The 19,207-nt window shown below is 42.6% G+C and carries 19 protein-coding genes; 6 read left to right on the top strand and 13 right to left on the bottom strand.

Annotated elements, in window-relative coordinates:
• Window positions 1–40: 40 nt before the first annotated feature.
• The 3 genes from arsH to B3S92_RS05735 form a co-directional block, all read right to left on the bottom strand.
• The gene (arsH, locus tag B3S92_RS05745; protein ID WP_296203696.1) at window positions 41–796 is read right to left on the bottom strand and encodes an arsenical resistance protein ArsH; all 756 of its coding nucleotides are present in this window, start codon (window positions 794–796) and stop codon (window positions 41–43) included.
• 71 nt (window positions 797–867) lie between these two features.
• Entirely contained in the window at window positions 868–1,395 is a 528-nt protein-coding gene (locus tag B3S92_RS05740; RefSeq protein WP_296203694.1) for an arsenate reductase ArsC, read from the bottom strand.
• A gap of 100 nt (window positions 1,396–1,495) precedes the next feature.
• The gene (locus B3S92_RS05735; protein WP_296203692.1) at window positions 1,496–2,785 is read right to left on the bottom strand and encodes an arsenic transporter; all 1,290 of its coding nucleotides are present in this window, start codon (window positions 2,783–2,785) and stop codon (window positions 1,496–1,498) included.
• Between the two features lie 159 nt (window positions 2,786–2,944).
• Here B3S92_RS05735 and B3S92_RS05730 point away from each other — a divergent pair, with 159 nt between their 5' ends.
• Together B3S92_RS05730 and B3S92_RS05725 are read left to right on the top strand one after the other, a co-directional pair.
• Window positions 2,945–3,217 (top strand): ArsR/SmtB family transcription factor, encoded by a 273-nt coding sequence (locus tag B3S92_RS05730; protein ID WP_296203689.1) that lies wholly within the window; start codon window positions 2,945–2,947, stop codon window positions 3,215–3,217.
• A gap of 100 nt (window positions 3,218–3,317) precedes the next feature.
• A complete protein-coding gene (locus B3S92_RS05725) occupies window positions 3,318–4,259 on the top strand; it encodes a universal stress protein (protein WP_296203687.1) in 942 nt (313 codons plus the stop codon).
• Window positions 4,260–4,383: 124 nt separating this feature from the next.
• Here B3S92_RS05725 and B3S92_RS05720 read toward each other — a convergent pair whose 3' ends face one another.
• The 5 genes from B3S92_RS05720 to B3S92_RS05700 form a co-directional block, all read right to left on the bottom strand.
• On the bottom strand, window positions 4,384–5,106 hold the full coding sequence (locus tag B3S92_RS05720; RefSeq protein ID WP_296203685.1) for a sulfate/molybdate ABC transporter ATP-binding protein: 723 nt from the start codon (window positions 5,104–5,106) through the stop codon (window positions 4,384–4,386).
• A 55-nt stretch (window positions 5,107–5,161) separates the two neighbouring features.
• Window positions 5,162–6,109 (bottom strand): sulfate ABC transporter permease subunit CysW, encoded by a 948-nt coding sequence (gene cysW, locus B3S92_RS05715; protein WP_077451256.1) that lies wholly within the window; start codon window positions 6,107–6,109, stop codon window positions 5,162–5,164.
• A 76-nt stretch (window positions 6,110–6,185) separates the two neighbouring features.
• On the bottom strand, window positions 6,186–7,070 hold the full coding sequence (cysT, locus tag B3S92_RS05710; protein ID WP_296203679.1) for a sulfate ABC transporter permease subunit CysT: 885 nt from the start codon (window positions 7,068–7,070) through the stop codon (window positions 6,186–6,188).
• 180 nt (window positions 7,071–7,250) lie between these two features.
• Window positions 7,251–8,294 (bottom strand): sulfate ABC transporter substrate-binding protein, encoded by a 1,044-nt coding sequence (locus tag B3S92_RS05705; RefSeq protein WP_296203852.1) that lies wholly within the window; start codon window positions 8,292–8,294, stop codon window positions 7,251–7,253.
• 450 nt (window positions 8,295–8,744) lie between these two features.
• Window positions 8,745–9,857, bottom strand: coding sequence for a sulfate ABC transporter substrate-binding protein (locus B3S92_RS05700; protein WP_296203677.1), 1,113 nt, complete (start codon window positions 9,855–9,857; stop codon window positions 8,745–8,747).
• A gap of 337 nt (window positions 9,858–10,194) precedes the next feature.
• On the opposite strand from B3S92_RS05700, the gene B3S92_RS05695 reads away from it, so the two are divergent.
• Window positions 10,195–10,740: a hypothetical protein gene (locus tag B3S92_RS05695; protein WP_296203674.1), complete on the top strand. Its 546-nt coding sequence runs from the start codon at window positions 10,195–10,197 to the stop codon at window positions 10,738–10,740.
• Between the two features lie 99 nt (window positions 10,741–10,839).
• Window positions 10,840–11,910, top strand: coding sequence for a thermonuclease family protein (locus tag B3S92_RS05690; protein WP_296203672.1), 1,071 nt, complete (start codon window positions 10,840–10,842; stop codon window positions 11,908–11,910).
• Between the two features lie 133 nt (window positions 11,911–12,043).
• Here the strand turns inward: B3S92_RS05690 and B3S92_RS05685 are convergent, their stop codons facing one another.
• Window positions 12,044–12,391: a hypothetical protein gene (locus B3S92_RS05685; RefSeq protein WP_296203671.1), complete on the bottom strand. Its 348-nt coding sequence runs from the start codon at window positions 12,389–12,391 to the stop codon at window positions 12,044–12,046.
• Between the two features lie 292 nt (window positions 12,392–12,683).
• Window positions 12,684–13,658 (bottom strand): WG repeat-containing protein, encoded by a 975-nt coding sequence (locus B3S92_RS05680; protein ID WP_296203669.1) that lies wholly within the window; start codon window positions 13,656–13,658, stop codon window positions 12,684–12,686.
• Between the two features lie 431 nt (window positions 13,659–14,089).
• On the opposite strand from B3S92_RS05680, the gene B3S92_RS05675 reads away from it, so the two are divergent.
• Both B3S92_RS05675 and B3S92_RS05670 read left to right on the top strand, forming a co-directional pair.
• Window positions 14,090–14,740: a PH domain-containing protein gene (locus tag B3S92_RS05675; protein WP_296203667.1), complete on the top strand. Its 651-nt coding sequence runs from the start codon at window positions 14,090–14,092 to the stop codon at window positions 14,738–14,740.
• Between the two features lie 297 nt (window positions 14,741–15,037).
• A complete protein-coding gene (locus B3S92_RS05670; protein ID WP_296203665.1) occupies window positions 15,038–15,931 on the top strand; it encodes a WG repeat-containing protein in 894 nt (297 codons plus the stop codon).
• A 210-nt stretch (window positions 15,932–16,141) separates the two neighbouring features.
• Here B3S92_RS05670 and B3S92_RS05665 read toward each other — a convergent pair whose 3' ends face one another.
• The 3 genes from B3S92_RS05665 to B3S92_RS05655 all read right to left on the bottom strand — a co-directional run bounded on the left by B3S92_RS05665 (window position 16,142) and on the right by B3S92_RS05655 (window position 18,910).
• A complete protein-coding gene (locus B3S92_RS05665) occupies window positions 16,142–16,537 on the bottom strand; it encodes a hypothetical protein (RefSeq protein WP_077451776.1) in 396 nt (131 codons plus the stop codon).
• Between the two features lie 39 nt (window positions 16,538–16,576).
• A complete protein-coding gene (gene cls, locus B3S92_RS05660; RefSeq protein WP_296203660.1) occupies window positions 16,577–18,016 on the bottom strand; it encodes a cardiolipin synthase in 1,440 nt (479 codons plus the stop codon).
• A gap of 525 nt (window positions 18,017–18,541) precedes the next feature.
• The gene (locus B3S92_RS05655) at window positions 18,542–18,910 is read right to left on the bottom strand and encodes a hypothetical protein (protein WP_296203659.1); all 369 of its coding nucleotides are present in this window, start codon (window positions 18,908–18,910) and stop codon (window positions 18,542–18,544) included.
• Window positions 18,911–19,207 lie beyond the last annotated feature (297 nt).

Genomic DNA, 19,207 nt, shown 5'->3' with positions numbered 1-19,207 from the left:
TTATATCCTATAGAGCTATGTCGTCCCACAGTATATGGCCCTACATCTGCTTTTGATTCACCCGCTTCATTAATTCTTCTGCGCTCTCAACCCTTTCTGAATATCTGTCTACCAAATAATCTGACTGATCTCGGGTGAGCAAGGTAAAACGTACTAACTCTTCCATCACATCGACAATGCGTAAGTAATACCCTGACGGCTTCATACGCTTGCTGATACTACCATCAGCATTCTCTACATCATCAAACTCCAAAAATGCCTTGGGCACTGAAGACTGGTTCGGGATAGTAATCATCCGCATCCAGCGCCCTAATACGCGCAACTGATTTACGGTATTAAATGATTGCGATCCCCCACACACCTGCATCACTGCCAGCGTCTTACCTTGCGTGGGACGCACTGCCCCGAGTGATAATGGTATCCAATCAATTTGCGACTTCATAATTCCGGTCATTGAGCCGTGACGCTCAGGAGAGCACCAAACCATACCTTCACTCCACTGCACCAGTTCACGTAACTCAGTAACCTTTGGATGAGTGGCGTCCTCGCTATCAGGCAAAGGTAACCCTGTTGGATCAAATATTTTAACTTCAGCGCCCATGGCACTCAGAATACGCGCGCACTCCTCCACTACCAGACGACTATACGATACCTCACGTAATGAGCCATATAACAGCACAAACCTTGGCTTATGCGTGGACAGCTGACGTTTAAAGTCTTCAATATGCGGTATTTGAAACTGATTGGGGTCAATATTGGGTAGATCGCTAAGATCGGCTTGTGATGTATTAGTCATAGTGAACTTCTTTTAAATTAGTCAATTAAGTGTGTTATGGAGTTAGAATAGGCTAAATTTATTTGCTTAGGCTATTTTACTAAATCCAATAAGGCCTGCTTGCGTTCTGTTTCCGGCAGCTGTGCTACTTGTAATAATTGCGCTACTCTCTGCTCAATAGTAGTAATGGCTTGCTCGAAGTTAGCTTTGGTATGTTCTTCGTTCTCCGTACTCTTTGAGGGGTCAGCCATACCCCAATGTAGTTTAGTTAAGCCTGGCAGACTACCTAGCCAAACTGGGCAAGTCTCGCCAGCTGCGTTATCGCAAACGGTAATTAATAGGTCTGGTTTAAAGTCGCCCATATACTCACTATCTTCCCAACTGTTGCTGGTTAATCCTTGTATCGAATACCCTGCTTCAGTTAAATACTTAAGGGTTAAGAGGTGTACCTCCCCTGCCGGAGAACTGCCTGCGCTTTTGGCAATGAGCTTAGGTTCATCACCTGTTTCAGTATTATTAGTGATGCCTTGTTTAACTGCATATTGATTGGTAATGGCTTCAGATAACACGCTACGGCAACGGTTATGGGTGCAAATATAGAGGATTTTCAAAGGTTTCATTATTTGGGTTACTTTTATTGGTTAATATTAAAGGGTAATTCCGAGCGTTCTGAGTAGAGTAATTTTATTTGCTTAGGCTATTTCTATAAACAGCTAACCATTAGCTAATAATAGGGAGCCATATTGCCAACGCCGTTAATGTCGCTAGTAGCACAGGCACCGTTAGAATAATACCTACCTTGAAATAATAGCCCCAGGTAATAACTACCTCTTTACTTGCCAGCACATGCAGCCATAGTAGAGTCGCTAGTGAGCCAATCGGAGTAATCTTTGGGCCTAGGTCAGACCCTATCACGTTGGCATACACCATCGCTTGGGTAATAGTATCTGGCTGACTGCTATCGGCGATTGCCAGTGACTGAATCAGTACTGTGGGCATATTATTCATGACTGATGACAAGCCCGCAGACATAAAGCCCGTACCAATGGTAGCGGCCCACAGACCCTGCTCCCCTAAAACATTTAGCGCCGCCGTCAAGTAAGCGGTCAGTCCTTCATTCTTAAGTCCGTATACCACTAGGTACATCCCCAATGAAAACACCACCACTTGCCAAGGGGCTTCTTTAAGCACAGTAGGCACAGACAGCTTACGATTGATTAAGGCAGTAATCAGTAAGGTAGCCGCCCCTACCCCAGCAATAGCACTAATGGGAATCCCCATAGGCTCTAGTACAAAGAATCCTAACAATAAAGCGGCCAGTACTAGCCAGCCCATATAAAAAGTCGATGGATCTTTGATAGCGCTAACTGGTGCAGGCAGACTCGCGACTTCATAATGCTGAGGGATATCGCGTCTATAAAATAGATACAGCACTGCTAAAGAGCTCAAAACAGAGACAATGTTGACTGGCATCATCACTTGAGCATAACGATCAAAGGTGATGTTAAAGAAGTCGGCCGATACGATATTCACCAAGTTTGAGACCACCAAAGGCAGACTGGCGGTATCAGCAATAAATCCAGCGGCCATAATAAAAGCCAAAGTAGTCGCTGGTGACACTCTCATCTTCACTAGCATCGCTATCACAATAGGCGTTAGGATTAAGGCAGCCCCATCATTGGCGAACAAGGCGGCTACCACAGCTCCTAACAATACAATAAGCACAAACAGCTTATGAGCACTGCCACCGCCAAGACGCGCCACATGTAATGCTATCCATTCAAAGAACCCAGCCTGATCTAGCAGTAAACTAATAATGATGATGGCAATAAAGGCAAAGGTAGCGTTCCAAACTATGTCCCAAACCACCGGAATATCATGTAGAGATATAACCCCAGTAATAAGAGCCACTAGCGCACCTAAGCTCGCACTAATGCCAATTCCTAGCCCTTTTGGTTGCCATATAACCAATACTAGGGTAATGATAAATATCAATGCAGCGACAAGCATAGAACCTCTCTAGTTTAGAGTTAGTGTGCTAATATAATTTAGGAATTAGTTCCACTATTGTATTATATTCGGATAAACGAATATAGGCTCTATTACACAAAATTTGAATTTATTTGGTTTAAATCCATTCGCACTTTGCAAAAATTACCGAGATAAAAAATGCAGCCCGTTACTTTCTTCAAGGCTTTATCTGATCCGACGCGACTGAAGTTAATCTTAGAAATAAGCGCTCATGACTCTATTTGCGTTTGTGATTTGATAGAAAAACTGGAACAGCCGCAGCCCACCATATCGCGTCATTTAAGCCACCTACGAAAAGCCGGCTTGGTAACCAGTGAACGCAAAGGAACTTGGATGTGGTATGCCATAGCCCCTGATTTGCCACAATGGTGTGCTGAAACCATTAGCCATATTGAGCTGAAGGATATCTAGGAGCTTCCAATTGAGCAACTAAACGGCTATTGATAAATAAATTTTTAATACTTATATTGGTAGTAAGCTATATACGATTCATCAAAACAAGGGAATGGATATGACTAATACTAACAACAACTACTCCATTGATAATGGCAATATAGATCAAGAGCGCAACACTGAGACATTGGATAAAACCATCTTAGCCTGTATCGATGGCTCTAATGTGACACAGTCGGTTTGTGATTATGCTGCTTGGTATGCCAATGAGTTAAATCTATCTGTCAGCCTATTGCACGTCATTGATGTCCCTAAATCCTACCGTCATGATTTAAGTGGCGCCATAGGCATGGACAGTCGACATAGCCTTATGCAAGAGCTATCTTCACTTGATGAGCAGACAGCGCGGATCGCCAACCAACATGGTGAAGCTTTACTGCAAGATGCCAAATCGCATATCTTAATCTCCTATCCTCAGGCGAATGTGTACAGTCATCTACGCCGTAGTAAACTGTTGCCCGCTATCGAGCATCATGCTGATGAAAGCCGTATTATTGTTTTGGGTCGCCGCGGTAAAGATCATCAAAATGATTACGTTAATATTGGTAGCCAAATTGAAAGCGTTGTGCGGGCTGTTAGTCGCCCCATCTTAGTTTGCTCAGATGGTTTTATTACCCCAGAATCCTTTATGGTGGCCTTTGATGGCAGCGAAACCTCAAAAAAAGCGGTAGGTATCATTTGTGAAAACGAACTCGCCAAAAACTTAGTCGGCCATATTGTCATGGTAGGTCACAAAGATACCATCAATGAGACCGAGCTTTATAAAGCCCAAAAGAAAATGAGTGATGCCGGATTTAATATTACCGCTCATCTTATCGACAGCACCAAGATGGACTATCCTGATGTGGTCACTGCTCTAACCGCTTTTCGTAATGACAATAACATCAGTATGTTTATCATCGGCGCTTATGGTCACTCTAAGTGGCGCCGCTTCTTCGTAGGCAGTACCACTACTAAACTATTGACTAAAACCACTGCCCCTGTAATCCTGCTGCGTTAAGAGCTTTATCTGATGCTTTATATCTAGAACACCGATAAGATAAATACTACTAATAAACCGCACCAATAAAAAAACCTGAGTCAATATCAGGTTTTTTTATTTCAGCACTAATCAATTTTAGCAATTATACCAAATCCAAGAAGTCCGCCACAAACTCACTTGAGGGATTGTTAATCAATTCTTCTGGCGTACCAATCTGCTCAACTGAACCGTGGTTCATGACCACAATCTCATCAGACACATCACGGGCTTCTTCTTGATCATGGGTTACCATAATACTGGTCACTCCAAGCTCATGGTGAATATTCTTCAGCCAAGTACGCAGCTCTTTACGAACTTTGGCATCCAAGGCCCCAAATGGCTCATCCAATAGCAATAGCTTCGGCTCGACGGCCAAAGCACGAGCCAGGGCAATACGCTGACGCTGACCGCCTGAAAGTTGATGAGGATAGGCATTAGCCAAGGTGGGCAACTGTACCAGCTCTAGTAGATAGTCTACTCGCTTCTTGATATCAGTATTGCTTGGACGACGATCCTTCGGTAATAGCTTTAAGCCAAAAGCGATATTCTCAGCAATGGTCTTATGACGAAACAAGGCATAATGCTGAAACATAAAGCCAATCTGACGCTTTTGTACTGGGGTATCCGTCACATCCACCCCGTCAAATAAAATACGGCCGCTATCGGCATACTCAAGACCGGCAATAATACGAAGTAAAGTAGTCTTACCACAGCCAGAGGGGCCCAGTAATGTGGTCAGCTTACCGGTTGGCACAGTCAATGAAATGTCTTCTAAGGCCACAAAGTTACCAAAGCTTTTATGGACGTTTTGAATATCGATGCTCATGTTTATACTCTTTATTTTTAATTGGGCTTAAGGTTCGTTAGACTTAATACGTAGCTTATGAGTTACTATTACTAGAGACGGTGACCGCCTTGGGCTTGGTAGTATCTACCACAAGCTTCGGTGCTGCAATGGCGTCACGATTGATGCCTTTGGCGTATTTGCGCGCCTGCATCTTACTCATGATTTGCTGTACCACCAAGGTCAATAACGCTAGGCCTGCTAATAAGCTCGATAAAGCAAAAGCTGCGGTGAAGTTATATTCGTTATAAGCAATCTCAACCAGTAAAGGCATAGTATTGGTTTCACCGCGAATATGACCAGAAACCACACTCACTGCCCCAAACTCACCCATAGCGCGGGCATTGGTCAGGATAATGCCGTATAACAGTGCCCATTTAATATTAGGTAGGGTCACATGCCAAAATACCTGCCAGCCTGAAGCTCCCAAGGTTAACGCCGCTTGCTCCTCGCTATCTCCCTGAGATTGCATTAAAGGGATTAATTCACGAGCAATAAAGGGAAAGGTAACAAACAAGGTAGCTAGGACAATGCCGGGCACTGCAAAGATAACTTGGATACCCATCGACTCAAGCCAACCGCCCACAGTTGAGTTAAGACCAAATAACAGCACAAACATTAAGCCGGCGACCACAGGAGAAACTGAGAACGGCAGATCCAATAAAGTGGTCACCAGCTGCTTGCCTTTAAACTGATAACGGGTTACCAGCCACGCGATGGCCAAGCCCATGATAATATTGATGGGTAAGACAATAGCTGCCGTCAGTAAAGTTAGCTTGATGGCGGCCACAGCCTCAGGCTCGACTAGAGCTGCAAGGTATAAATCCCAGCCGCCTTTAAACGCTTCATAGAATACCGCCATTAGGGGAATGACCAGCATCACAACCATAAATATCGACGCGACACCAATAAACAAAGCGCGCACCCAAGGCGCATCGCGAGTAGCGGCATTGTCTTGATAGTTGTAATCATTAGAGATTTGCATAATGCGGTCCTAATTTTAATATTCTAATTGTTCAATAGGCTGGGTTTAACGGGGTACTACAACAAACTGGGCCGGCCTATTTGGCCCCAACACGGCGCGATAAACGCCACTGCAATAAGTTGATAGACAGTAAGATCACAAAAGAGATCATCAGCATAAATAACGCCACAGCAGAAGCTCCCTGGATATCAAACTGTTCAAGCTTACTGATAATAATCAGCGGTAGAATCTCTGACTGCATCGGAATATTACCGGCAATAAAGATTACTGAACCATACTCACCAGTGGCGCGAGCGAACATCATGCCCGCCCCCATCAATAGGGCTGGGAACAATTCAGGTAAGATAACCGTACGAAAGGTAGTCAAGCGATTGGCACCCAGTACCGCGGCTGCCTCTTCATATTCTACCGACAGCTCTTCTAATACCGGCTGTACTGCACGAACGATAAAAGGAAAACTTACTACCACCAAAGCCAACCAAATACCAATCGGCGTAAACGCCACCTGAATACCCATCTTGTCAAAGAACTGACCAATCAAACCATTTGGAGCATATAAAGTAGCCAATGAGATACCGGTAACCGCTGTGGGTAAGGCAAACGGCAAATCAACCAAAGCATTAATTATGGATTTACCAAAGAAGTCATAACGTACCAATACCCAAGCCACTAAGGTGCCAAAAACCATGTTGGTCAACATCGCATAAAACGACATCTTCAAGGACAAGATAATGGCCGCTTTAACTTGAGCTTGGCTAATGGCTTCGATAAACCCAGTCCAGCCCATTTGGGTGGTGGTATACGCCATCATCGCAAAAGGTAAGATAACCAACAGCGATAAGCTCAGTACGGTAATCCCCATAGATAAGCCAAAGCCAGGTAGCACATTACGTTGACGCAGCTTGATTAACCAAGAGCGTTGGCGTACGGGAGTCGCTGTCGATGTGGTCTGCTGGGTCATGGATATCTCACTGCTTTTATTTATATTTATGTTTGCTACTACTACAGCCTAATTACGGCGGTTTTATTGATGGTCATCATGCTAACAGGGCTTAGTTAGTAAGTTTAATGATGAATAAGGCTATCGTAGTGAATAAAAGGAATATAGCTCAGCTACTTAGCCCATTTAACCACTCACGATTTAACTTTTAACTGGATTAACTGCCAGCTGGTCAAACACGCCCCCTTCTTTAAAGAACTTAGTCATGATCTCATCCCAGCTGCCAAAGACTTCATTGGCACGGAACGTCTCAAGGGCGGGCAGTTTATCGCCATTGGCTGCCAAAATACTGGGGTTACTTGGACGCAAGTAGTTATTAGCCGCCACTTGCTGAGCCTCATCGCTCCACAAATACTGCAGATATTCGGTGGCCGCCTTAGTGGTGCCTTTTTTGTCAGTCACTTTTTGGACCACAGCCACTGGGTTTTCAGACTGGATGGTGTAACTTGGGTATACAATCTGCACCCGTCCTTTACCAAATTTAGTCGCTGACAAGTTGGCTTCGTTTTCAAAAGTGATTAGCACATCACCGATATTACGCTGTACAAAAGTAGTGGTCGCAGCACGGCCGCCGTTTTCATAAACCTTCACATTGTTAAGCAGCTGCTTTATATAGGCTTGGGTTTTCGCTTCATCGTTATTAAATTGATGCAAGCCATAACCATAAGCGCCTAAGAAGCTATAACGACCACTGCCGGAGGCTTTTGGATTGGCAATCACAACCTCCACTCCCGGCTTAGCCAAATCATCCCAGTCTTTGATCTGCTTAGGATTGCCTTCTCTGACCAAAAACACTGTGGTACTGGTAAAAGGTACCGCATTATTATCAAAGGCTTGACTCCAGTCGTCTGCTACTAATCCCTTGTCTTGCAGCAGCTCAATGTCCGAGCCTTGGTTCATGGTCGCCACGTCAGCTTGAAGCCCATTGGCCACCGATAGTGCCTGCTTACTCGATCCCCCATGTGACTGACTCAGGCTAATGTTGCTGCCAGGATGAGTCTCTTTATAATGCTTCACAAAAATCGGATTATATTCTTTATAAAAATCACGGGAGATGTCATAAGACACGTTGAGTAGCTGCACATTTTTGTTTTCAATGGTGGTAACGCTACCATCTGCATTGGTTACTGTGCTTTGCTGCTTTTGATTGCCACAGGCGCTTAAAGCGAGCGTTAAAGCGGCCATACCGGCTAACGTGCCCCACTGCCTAAAAGAGGCTGGCAGGCGTACAGAAGCCAAGTAAGTTTTATTTGAATAGATGCGGTTGGAGTATTTGATATTAGCCATGAGTTATTTTCCTAAGACACGCTAGATAAGTCTTTATCGACTTAGATGTGCTCATGCTAACAGTCGCCCCTTATTGTATTTAGTGATTAATAAATCTATCTTAATGAAATATAGGAATATAGAAACCGCTTAAGCCTACCTCAAATAAAGGTATTAAAAGCATGAAAGCTAAAACAAAAAAAGCAAAAAAGCAGTGGCCCAAGTTAGGTTATCTTAAGAGGGATAACCGCTTGAGCGCACTGCAGGGTATCAATCAAAGCCCACTGTTAGGTGTTAGATAAAAACGAGCTTTGACTAATTTGGGACATCAAGATTGTTAATGGTTAAAGCTAAGAACTGTGTCTGTCCTTATTTAGGAGCATTAATGGCTAGCTGATCAAACACACCGCCATCGCTAAAGTAGGTATCCATGATCTCATCCCAAGTGCCAAACACATCGTTAGGGCGGAAAGTATCTACTGGTGGCAGCTTATCGCTGTTGGCATCTAATACTGACTGTACGCTTGGACGTAAGTACAGATCAGCGGCCAACTGCTGAGCTTCATCACTCCACAAGTATTTTAAGTATTCAGTGGCAGCTTCAGTAGTGCCTTTTTTATCCGTCACAGCATTAACCACGGCCACAGGGCTTTCTGATTTAATAGAGTAATTAGGATAAACGATATCAACTTGGCCTTTACCAAACTGAGTGGCAGCTAGGTTGGCTTCGTTTTCAAAAGTGATTAGCACATCACCAATGTTACGCTGAACGAAGGTAGTGGTTGCAGCACGGCCACCATTTTCATAAACCTTAACGTTCTTTAATAAGTCTCTGACATACGCTTTGGTCTTATCTTCATCTTTATTAAAAGTATGTAAACCATAACCATAAGCGCCTAAGAACGCATAACGTCCATTACCGGTTACCTTTGGATTGGCCATCACAATCTCAATGCCAGGCTTGGTTAAATCTTCCCAGCCTTTAATGCCTTTTGGATTGTCTTTACGCACTAAGAAAACAATAGTACTGGTAAAAGGTACTGAATAATCAGGGAATGCTTCGGTCCAATTGTCTGCTACCAAGCCTTTTTTCTGCAATAGCTCAATGTCTGAGCCTTGGTTCATCGTTGCCACATCCGCTTGAAGCCCATTAGCTACCGATAGCGCCTGCTTACTAGACCCCCCATGCGATTGGTTGATGCTGATATTAGCGCCTGGATGCAGCTCTTTATAATGCTTAACAAACATTGGGTTATAGTCTTTATAGAAGTCACGCGCCACATCATAAGAGACGTTTAGCAGCTCAATGTTTTGGCCTTCTGCAGTGTTAGACGCAGCACCGTCAGTGCTGTCTGCGGCTGTGTCATTTTTTTGATTGCCACAAGCGGTTAACCCTAAAGCCAAAGTGGCCACGGTAGTGATAGAGGCCAGCTTGGCAGCCTTAGAGAAAGAGTTTTGGCCGAATTTAATGGTTATCGCCATGGGTTGTATCCTTAATAAGCGTTATTTGGTATTTCACATACTTTAATGTTCTTTGATGGGGTCTATGCTAACAGTAGCGACATATTATGTTTAATAGCAAATAAGGCTATCTAAGTGAAAAATTAGAATATGCCCCTTAATAGTGCTAAAAATTATCAAAATGTATTCATTTGTGGCATAATCGGCTTATTTTTCTGTGTTAAATCTTGTAATAATTGTTTTTATCCGCATAATACTGATAAGCACTTGTGTTAATGAACAGTGATTGGTATTAATTTGTGGCAAGGATGCTGCAAGTCGCGATTAAGCTATGTATAGCATTTAAGGCGGTATATTTATGAACTCTATTCTAACCCCGTTGGCGGTTATCAAAGTTTTATTGCTAGGCGCTTTATGCACTGGCTCTTTAACCTCTTGTTATGTGCAGCCCAACTCGCAAGTGGGTATCTCAGGGCAGCCAAAAGCGACCCAACTGCAGTCTTCAGCCCATCAGGCAATGCCCATGGGTAGTTATGCTAAAGTGGACAGCCCTCTGCTAATTGAGGTGACTAAAACGGGTATGGCGATGCCGGCGAAAGAAGTGCAAATCACCCTAAGCTCACAACCCACCAATGCTCAAGCTAATAAAGCTTCCTGCAGCTACCAAGGTGTGGCCACGCTCATGGGTCAAGATGCGCTGCATGGCATGGTTTATACCGCCCCGATTAGCAGCATTAGTATGCATTCCAATGAAGCCAGTATCGGTGTCAAGCAGGACAAAGGGCTGATCTTTTTCCGATTTAAAGACAATGTGTTAAGCATAGACACCAATAACCCTGACGCTCTTAATGAGCTGTGCCAGGGCAATGTCACCCCAAAAGGCGACTACACCAAAGTTAACTAGATCATAACCGCCAAGATTTGCTATACATTAAAGTTCTAACACAGTGAAAATTTAAGATTTTAAAAAACGAAGAAAATCGTATTTGATAGAGGTGTTAGCATGATGCCTTTTGACTTACCAAAATTGAAGTTCCCTACTGTCAACCTGACCCTCGCTTTAGTGACAGCCGCCACACTGATGGTGGCCTGCGAGGTCAATGGTGACACTCCCTCCCCAACCCAATCTTCTGCTTTAACCTACAATGATAGTGCCGGTACCATTTATAAAACAGATGCGATTCATAGCACAGGCACAGTAGATAGCCCAGACAGCACCACAACTTCACCTAACAAACCTGTAAATAATGTAGAAGCCAGAACAGAACTTGCTGATTCTGAATGTCCTATTTCCGGTAATGTAATTATCGCTAAGAGTGTTCGGGTTATTGACGGAGATACTCTGGAGATTATCCCCACTGAAGGCGCATCAGAGCGTATTCGACTGTTGGGTATTGATGCCCCGGAATCCAATCAAGCCCATGGCGCGTATAGCACCCAAACCTTGCAGCAGTGCGTCAATCAGGGGCAAGTCAGCGTAGAATGGTTTGAACAAGATCGCTATCAACGCTTATTGGGTAAGGTGCGAGCCAATGGCGTTGACTGTAACCTAAATCAGATTAAACAAGGCGCTGCTTGGCACTATAAGCAATATCAAAACAGTCAGCCTGAGCGTGACCGCTTCACTTATGCCAATGCTGAGGTGAATGCCCGCCAGCAAGCGATGGGACTTTGGGCCAATGCCTTAGTAACCGCCCCCTGGGATTATCGCCGCGGCAGACAAAACAACTATCAGTTTGATAACACTTTATATCCAGTTGAAGGCACCAAATGTACTCTAAATGGCCGACGTACTGCAGAGCACAGTAGCCTATCTAGTACTCAGGCAAATCCCAATCAAAACTCGAGCCAAAGCTCTAACCAAAGTACTAGCCAGCCCAATGCCTTACTGTCAGCACCGGTTGTAGTACCTAGCAATGGAGCAAATTCTTTAGATTGTGGCTCTATGATTAAAAAGACTTGCTCGCAAATGAGCTCTTGCGAGGAAGCTAAGTGGCAATTGGCTTGTGGCAATACCCGATTAGATGGCGACAAAGACGGCGTACCTTGTGAGAGTATCTGCCCAGGTGGTTAATTAATACCAATCAACCAACCACCTAAGCCATTAAGGCCAGACCATAAAAAAACCCAGTGCGATTTCACACTGGGTTTTTTGTATTTTTGCCGAATAACCGCTTAACTGGAGGCTGGCTTATGTGGCAAACTTATTATCTAGCACACTTGTTATAGTACTGACGGATGAAGTTATCTACTTGCTTGTCTTTGTCCGCTGCTGACTTAGCTTGTGGCACTTTGTACGCTTCAGCAATAATGTTCTTCGCTAAGGATTGGTAAGCTTCATTATCGCTTTTGGTCTTCTTAGTCACTTGAGATTTAGAAACACCATTTTGTCTATCGTCCATGATGTTACCGGCCAAGCTGGCAATATCAACGCAAACTTCATTTAGATCATTGTTTGCAGCTTGTGCGCCCACAGAAGGAAGCATCATGGTCGCTGCCAATGCTACTGCGGCTAAAGTTTTGTGTTTCATATTGGTCATAGTTGACTTGGCCATAATTTATGATCCTTGAATTTTAATATTTAAGTGTTTGGTAAATGGTCTTTTATAAAGCTATTTCTTTATCACAATTATAAGGTTAAATAGCTAGGCCATTCACCCTATTGGCTTTATTGCTCCCAGTATATGGATATTTCATTGCTACAATCATAACTATTCGTATCAATAAGGTTGCTGTAGCAAAAAGAGTTAACCCTAAAAAAGACCCAATATAAAAAAACCTCTTAATCTAAGCTAAGAGGTTTTTTATAGTTCTGCTTGAAACAACTGCTTTATACAGCTACTTTTATCAGCTAGGACAAGCCACTTTTTTAGCCGACTTATTAATACAAACCAACTTGTCATTTACAGTAGCCACTTCTGCAACACCGTCCCAGAATGTAAAGTAATTGGCGCCCATATAGTTTACGCTATAACGCTCAACGTTTTTATCTGAATATTGGAAGGGAATAACGGTCTTATTAGCACCATTGATGAAGCCCCACTTACCATTTTTTAACACGCCAGCGACGCCTTCCCTAAAAGGTCTGATTTCATCATAAATAAAAGGTACGGCGACTTTACCGGTTTTGGTGATATAGCCCCACTTCTTGCCATCGAACATGCCAGCCAATCCCTCTTGGAATCCGTAGTAGCCACCGAAGTGACCGTTAGTACCTGCGTATTTAGGAGCAATTACTTCTTTACCGTTCTTATCGACAAACCCATATTTACCGGATTGTGACCGCACCAGTGCCATGCCTCCCTTTACGCCATCGATAAAGCTGTACTTACTGGTAAACGGCAGAATTACCTTGTTTGAGGTATCAATGATGCCGTATTTACCATTTTTGGCAACGACGATACGGCCTTCAGAAGCGTCATGTGACCAAGTTTCATCATACTTGTCATCAGGGTCAATCAAGTTATCATAGATGGCTGGTACTACTAGCTTGCCTTGGGTGTTGATATAACCCACCTTGTCATTTTTCATGACCGCTAATACCCCATCACTGACAGTCCAGCTCACAGAGTCATAGCCTTTTAAACTAGCAACGGCCTTACCTTGCTTATTTAATAAGGCTTGATAATTATAGTTTTTATCTTTAGCAATGAAGTAATTGCCATCTGTTGTGCAATCAACTTCTGGGTAGCTAGTCTTAGGCGGCTTACAGTCATCTTCATAATTGGCTTGGGCTGGCAGGGCAAAACAAGCTGTACCAATAACGGTAGCAACTGGAACAAGTTTGGTAGTAAATGAAGCTAAGGCAGGTTTGATAGACACGGCAAATTCCTTCTCGGTGTATTTAGCTAAGGTTCAGGGTATTAATTCCCTATTATCAATCCGGATATTACTAATGCTGTATTAAACAAATTTTTGTGATTTTAGTCAATAACAAATTTAAGTTTTGCTTCATTTAATTTTATAGTTTAACTTAAGCTTTATTTAGCATTTTTGACGACATATATTGTCGTATGACGGGTTATTGCCATAGCCGTTATAAGCTGTAATTTAATAGTAAAAGGTATTTGAAATTTAAACCATTTTCTAATCGAAAGCCGGTTATTATAGAAATAACGTTATATTCCCACTTTTTACTTGAACTGGTCGGGTGGTTTGAGAATAATATATAAGTTTAATAGGTCTTCATAATTTCATTTTTTGACCTTAAAGGCAGGTAATTAGCTTATAAACCATAATTAGGAGATTAGCATATGGAAAACTTTGATAAATATGCAGAATATACCCAGTCAGAAAATTGGGGTGAAATCTGTAAGTTAAATGGTGTTGAGCTTGATTCTTTTGGAACAAAAAAAGAGCTTAGGGTTTTATCTGAATACCTAGAGGACGATGAGGTTGTATTTGCACTTACTTCTGGAATTATGGAGCAATCAGAAACTTCTAATGCTCTTGATTTTGGGAGTAATACGTGGCTTGTTGTTTTAACTAGTGATAGGTTTCTATTTCTTGACCACGCCATGTTAACTCGCTCGGTTGATACCCAAAGTATCCGTCATGAGCATGTACAAGCCGTATCTGCCTCTCAGGGATTCATGTTTGGCAAGATAATGATTGATTTAGGTAGTAGAATGCTTGTCATTGATAATGCTCATAAATCAACGGTCAAAGTTATCGCTAACTTAGCCAATAAATGGCTTAAAGAACTTTCTGATAAAAAGTCTCAGGCTACTCAGCCGGTCAGCTCTATCTCACAAACTCCATTATTTGATAAATTAGAGCGTTTAGAAAAACTCTATTCACTAGGTGCGCTCACTGAAGAAGAGTTTCAATACGCCAAACAAAGGCTGCTTACTTCAGAAGAGTTTGAGGCAGAGAAAGCTGAATTTCTTTCCTCTTTACCGTAGTTGATTGTACTACTCGATGAATGGGGTTATCCGCCTATTGATAGAGATGAGGTTTATAAGGAAATCTTCGATCAGGCCCAAGAGTTTAAGAAGAATCGGGTTTGACCGATTAACCCAACCTATTAAGCTCAGTAATGATATTCAGTTATTGAATAAGATACTGCTGAGCCTTTATATACTGTTCTTTTATTTATAATTTAAGATAATCTATAATTAACTTACACTAACATTAAAACCAACTAGCTAAACTGAGTAATGATTTAGTTTGGCTCTATCTAAAAGGAATGAAGATATATCATGAAAACTAAATCATCGCTTTTGAAACTGGCACTATCAGGCTTTTTCATCTTCTCAGCTAGCTCTGCCCTGGCCTATGAAGGTAGCTGTACCAAACCCACTGTCTCTGGTGTGTCTAAGGATGACATGAACTGCCTCAGTAAAAACTTGGTGGCTGTATATGGTGAAGACGGCTCTATGGTATTTGACAGTAAAGGGAAAAAGATCATCCCTAAAAACCGATATACCTATATATTTCAAGAGACAGAAGGATTGATTGCAGTCGCAAATGAGCGCGATGGTAATTTTTCAGGAGGATATGTTGACTCCAAAACTGGTAAAGAAGTCATCCCTTTAAAATATCTCTCTACCGGCCATAATGATGTTGGTCTCAACTCCTTCAGTGAAGGACTGGTAGCATTACAAAATAAAAATCATAAATATGGCTTTGTAAATACCAGTGGTAAGACAGTTATTCCTTTCAATTACGACTCTGCTGAAAGCTTTTCAGAAGGCTTAGCAGTCGTGAGTAAAGGCAAATATGGTTTTATTGATAAAACCGGTAAAACGGTGGTTCCTCTTAACTATGATTACGCCAACAGCTTTTCAGAAGGTTTAGCCACTGTTAAGAAAAATGGCAAATGGGGAGCCCTAAACAAACAAGGTAAAGTGGTTGTACCGCTAAAATTTGAGGGAGTGCTAGGTGATTTTTCTAATGGTCTAGCCTCGGTGGTAAGAAAAGACAATACCCAGGGCTTTATTAACACTAAAGGTGAACTGGTTATTCCTTATAAATATTTTGCTTATGTCGATGAGGGTCTGCCTCAATTTTACAACGGCAAAGCTCATGTTACCGACGCTCAAGGCAATTTTTATTGTATTAACACCAAAGGCAAAAAAGTAGCTTGTGATTAAAATACTCTCAGGGCAAACGCATACTTTTAAAAAACATTAATATTTTCAGGAACTTATAAATTTAGAAAATAAAACCCTAAATTCATAACTATCTGATTTTAAATACAATTCCTAAAAGTGTGCGTTTGCCCTGAAAACACTCTAATTAATAGGTAACCAACAAAAAAAGACGCTAAATAAATTAGCGTCTTTTTTTATTATTCGGTTTTATCATTCAGCCGTCTCAACCACAGGCTGACGCTTGCCCGCCTCTAGTACCGGCAAGTTAGCCTCAGTAGGCACATAAATAATCTGATTAATCTTACCCTCACGCAGTGCCTCACCAAAAGCGCCGATAAACTCTTGCTCGCGGTATTCAGGGTATTCCTTGGCGGTTTTACCAATAATTTTAATCGCCTCAGCTCTTAGTTGTGCTGACTCTAACTCGGCTCGAGCCTGCTCAATTTGAATCATCTTCGACTGAGTAGCCTCAGCCAAGGCTGCTTTACCGCGCATCTCTTGTGACCAGACTTTATAAAAGGGGTAGCCGGCCATTATTACAACTATCAATATCACAGCGGTGATTACACCCGTGATGGTTAACTTAACTACAGATTCTGAATTCATACTTTTATCCTTGTCTTGCGGTGCGTTCCAAGTCTTAGCCTATAAAAGAGGGCCCATGGTAGACACAATATTGATCCAAATACGGTAATAAATCGGCCATTTTCTAACCTCAGAGCGGGTGACCTCGACCGAGTCGGCAATGTAAGATTCTTGACGGGTAATAATCTCTTCGGTCAATGCTTTGTCGTAGAAAATGACGTTGTTTTCATAGTTTAAGTCGAAGCTACGCAAATCTAAATTAGTCGAGCCGACCAAGCTAATCTGATCGTCAATGGTCAGTGTTTTGGCATGCAGTAAACCAGGTTTATACTCATAAATTTTCACCCCCGCCTCAAGCAGTTGCCAATAGTAGCTGTGACTGGTGGCAGCAACGATAAAAGAGTCGTTTTTTTGTGGAAAAATAATGGTCACATCGACACCTCGATAAGCGGTGGCACAGATCATATTAATTAAGGTAAAGTCTGGCACAAAGTACGGGGTGGAGATGACCAACGACCGCTTGGCATGCCCCATTAAAGTACTCAAAAACTGCGGAGTGGTGCCCTGACGCTGGGTGGGGCCATCAGCAAATACTTGTGCAGGACAGCCATCTGGTTGCGACTCTAATATGAAGGGAAAGCTATCAAACGGGGTGTCAGGATTTTCCATAAGCCAGTCACTGGCAAACAGCATTTGGTTTTGGGCCACGATAGGACCTTGCACTCTTAGCATGATATCGACCCAAGGCGCATATTTTGGCTTCACCCGAAATTCAGGGTCGGCACTGTTGCGGCTGCCCACATAGCCAATTTTGCCATCAATAATAGTAATCTTACGGTGATTGCGTAAATCAATGCGGCTAAAAAGCATTACTTTAAGGATATTGTCGATGGGTAGTGCCACACTCACCTCTACCCCTGCCTGCTCCATCCGCTTCCATAAGGGAGAGCGCAGCAGCTTGCGTGAGCCCATACCATCTACCATAGCCCGGCACTGTACCCCGCGTTTGGCAGCGCGCATTAACGCCTCAGCAATAGCAGTTCCCATTCCATCATCCAACCAAATATAGTACATAACGTGGATATGATCGGTAGCAGCATCGAAGTCCGCTATCATTCGCTGTTCAGTGGTCTTAGCGTCTGGTAAAAGCTCTGCTTTGTTGCCCAAAGTGGTGTGAAAACCATTTACTGAAGCCGAATAAGCAAAGGCTGGCTGGTACTCCTGATCAATGACCTCAGTCATGGTGTCTTTTTTGCCCAGTACTGCCGGAAAGTTGCTGTTTAGCTGCTCAATAATCTTGTTATAACGGTGCTCGAAGTTAAAACCTAAATGTACCTCGCCGAACATCCAATACACCACTACCCCGCCATAAGGCAGTATAAATAGCACGACCAGCCACGCCAATCGTGCTTGCGCGGTTAAATCGTGACGGGAAAGCACCCGAAGCGACACCGCAAGCCAAGTAAGTATATGAAGCGTAACGAGCAAATCTAATAGCACTACCTATCATCCTTGATTATTGAACAGGATCATTTTATGAGTATACCTAAGCCTAAATGACATTTTAGTTTCAGAATGTTGCCTTAACCCATAGCCTAGCTTTTAACGGACCATAATTTCACCGCCCATAAAAAAACCAGCCTAAGCTGGTTTTAATACAACAGTATAAAGTCAAAGCAATGTGATTGACTTCCTCCCCTCGCTAAACCTAGGGAATTCCTACAGCTGGACGGTGAAGCCCCACCGCAAATCTTAGATTTGGCTACCGCCTTGCAAGTCACACCTTGCGTCTAAGATTCTCATTTCAAGCTGACTCTACTGTTAAGATTGTCTATCGACACGAGTCAGTTTGAGAGTGTGTTCGTTGAACCATCTACCAGTTAAGACACTGCGTACTCGCAATTTATACTGTCCTAAACTGTTTTTTTGTAGATGGTTTGATTTAACAGATGTTTCATTCTAGCAATTACGTTGCCTTATATCCATCCCCTGAAGTGGGTAGTTTTACGGCAACTGGTGATAAATTTAGTTGGTCACTAATCTTAGAAACTGTGGGTTGGTCACGTTAATTTGTAAGTAGTTCTGGTTCTGTGCCACTTTACCAATGACACAAAAGCGGCTGCCCACATAGTTATCAATTTTACCGTAGCGATTTTCAAACCAGCGGTAGTCTTTATTCCATATTAAAGCGGTTAACGTATGATTGGGGTACTTTTTATCAAAGTTCATATAGTGACGGTTGGGCAAGTGATTGATCTCAACCAACGTGCCACAAGCCATAACCGACTTACCCACATATAAATACGCTTTACTGGCTTCAATCCTAGGGTCAGCTGCAGTCGCTAAACTACTTAATAATAGAGCACTGCTTATGGCTGCTACCTTTTTCCACATACAAAACTCGCTGTCGTTTATTTCAGTACTGACAATTAATCCAGTACTTATTACGCTACTAAATAGCTAAAAACTGTTTAACATTATACTTTTATCTATTATAACACCTACCCATTAGGGAGGGGATAAATATTAGTTTAAGGGCCATACTGTAACAAATTTCTGACACAAAGTGTCATAAAATGAAAAAGCCAGCAATCGCTGACTTTCGTTTTTTACGTTATGTTTTTAGGGCGTGTCCTCAATTTAACTTACAGTGAATAATAGTACAAGCTAAGTAAAGCATAGATTTAAAAT

This window comes from Psychrobacter sp. UBA3962, assembly GCF_002385225.1.
In the GTDB taxonomy this organism is placed as follows: Bacteria; Pseudomonadota; Gammaproteobacteria; order Pseudomonadales; family Moraxellaceae; genus Psychrobacter.
This window is presented reverse-complemented; position numbering and strand designations above follow the sequence as displayed.

Excerpts from the sequence above, each read along its gene's own strand:
- arsH (WP_296203696.1), bottom strand. The coding sequence starts at position 796 with ATGACTAATACATCACAAGCCGATCTTAGCGATCTACCCAATATTGAC.
- B3S92_RS05740 (WP_296203694.1), bottom strand. The coding sequence starts at position 1,395 with ATGAAACCTTTGAAAATCCTCTATATTTGCACCCATAACCGTTGCCGT.
- B3S92_RS05735 (WP_296203692.1), bottom strand. The coding sequence starts at position 2,785 with ATGCTTGTCGCTGCATTGATATTTATCATTACCCTAGTATTGGTTATA.
- B3S92_RS05730 (WP_296203689.1), top strand. The coding sequence starts at position 2,945 with ATGCAGCCCGTTACTTTCTTCAAGGCTTTATCTGATCCGACGCGACTG.
- B3S92_RS05725 (WP_296203687.1), top strand. The coding sequence starts at position 3,318 with ATGACTAATACTAACAACAACTACTCCATTGATAATGGCAATATAGAT.
- B3S92_RS05720 (WP_296203685.1), bottom strand. The coding sequence starts at position 5,106 with ATGAGCATCGATATTCAAAACGTCCATAAAAGCTTTGGTAACTTTGTG.
- cysW (WP_077451256.1), bottom strand. The coding sequence starts at position 6,109 with ATGCAAATCTCTAATGATTACAACTATCAAGACAATGCCGCTACTCGC.
- cysT (WP_296203679.1), bottom strand. The coding sequence starts at position 7,070 with ATGACCCAGCAGACCACATCGACAGCGACTCCCGTACGCCAACGCTCT.
- B3S92_RS05705 (WP_296203852.1), bottom strand. The coding sequence starts at position 8,294 with ATGGCCGCTTTAACGCTCGCTTTAAGCGCCTGTGGCAATCAAAAGCAG.
- B3S92_RS05700 (WP_296203677.1), bottom strand. The coding sequence starts at position 9,857 with ATGGCGATAACCATTAAATTCGGCCAAAACTCTTTCTCTAAGGCTGCC.
- B3S92_RS05695 (WP_296203674.1), top strand. The coding sequence starts at position 10,195 with ATGAACTCTATTCTAACCCCGTTGGCGGTTATCAAAGTTTTATTGCTA.
- B3S92_RS05690 (WP_296203672.1), top strand. The coding sequence starts at position 10,840 with ATGATGCCTTTTGACTTACCAAAATTGAAGTTCCCTACTGTCAACCTG.
- B3S92_RS05685 (WP_296203671.1), bottom strand. The coding sequence starts at position 12,391 with ATGGCCAAGTCAACTATGACCAATATGAAACACAAAACTTTAGCCGCA.
- B3S92_RS05675 (WP_296203667.1), top strand. The coding sequence starts at position 14,090 with ATGGAAAACTTTGATAAATATGCAGAATATACCCAGTCAGAAAATTGG.
- B3S92_RS05670 (WP_296203665.1), top strand. The coding sequence starts at position 15,038 with ATGAAAACTAAATCATCGCTTTTGAAACTGGCACTATCAGGCTTTTTC.
- B3S92_RS05665 (WP_077451776.1), bottom strand. The coding sequence starts at position 16,537 with ATGAATTCAGAATCTGTAGTTAAGTTAACCATCACGGGTGTAATCACC.
- B3S92_RS05655 (WP_296203659.1), bottom strand. The coding sequence starts at position 18,910 with ATGTGGAAAAAGGTAGCAGCCATAAGCAGTGCTCTATTATTAAGTAGT.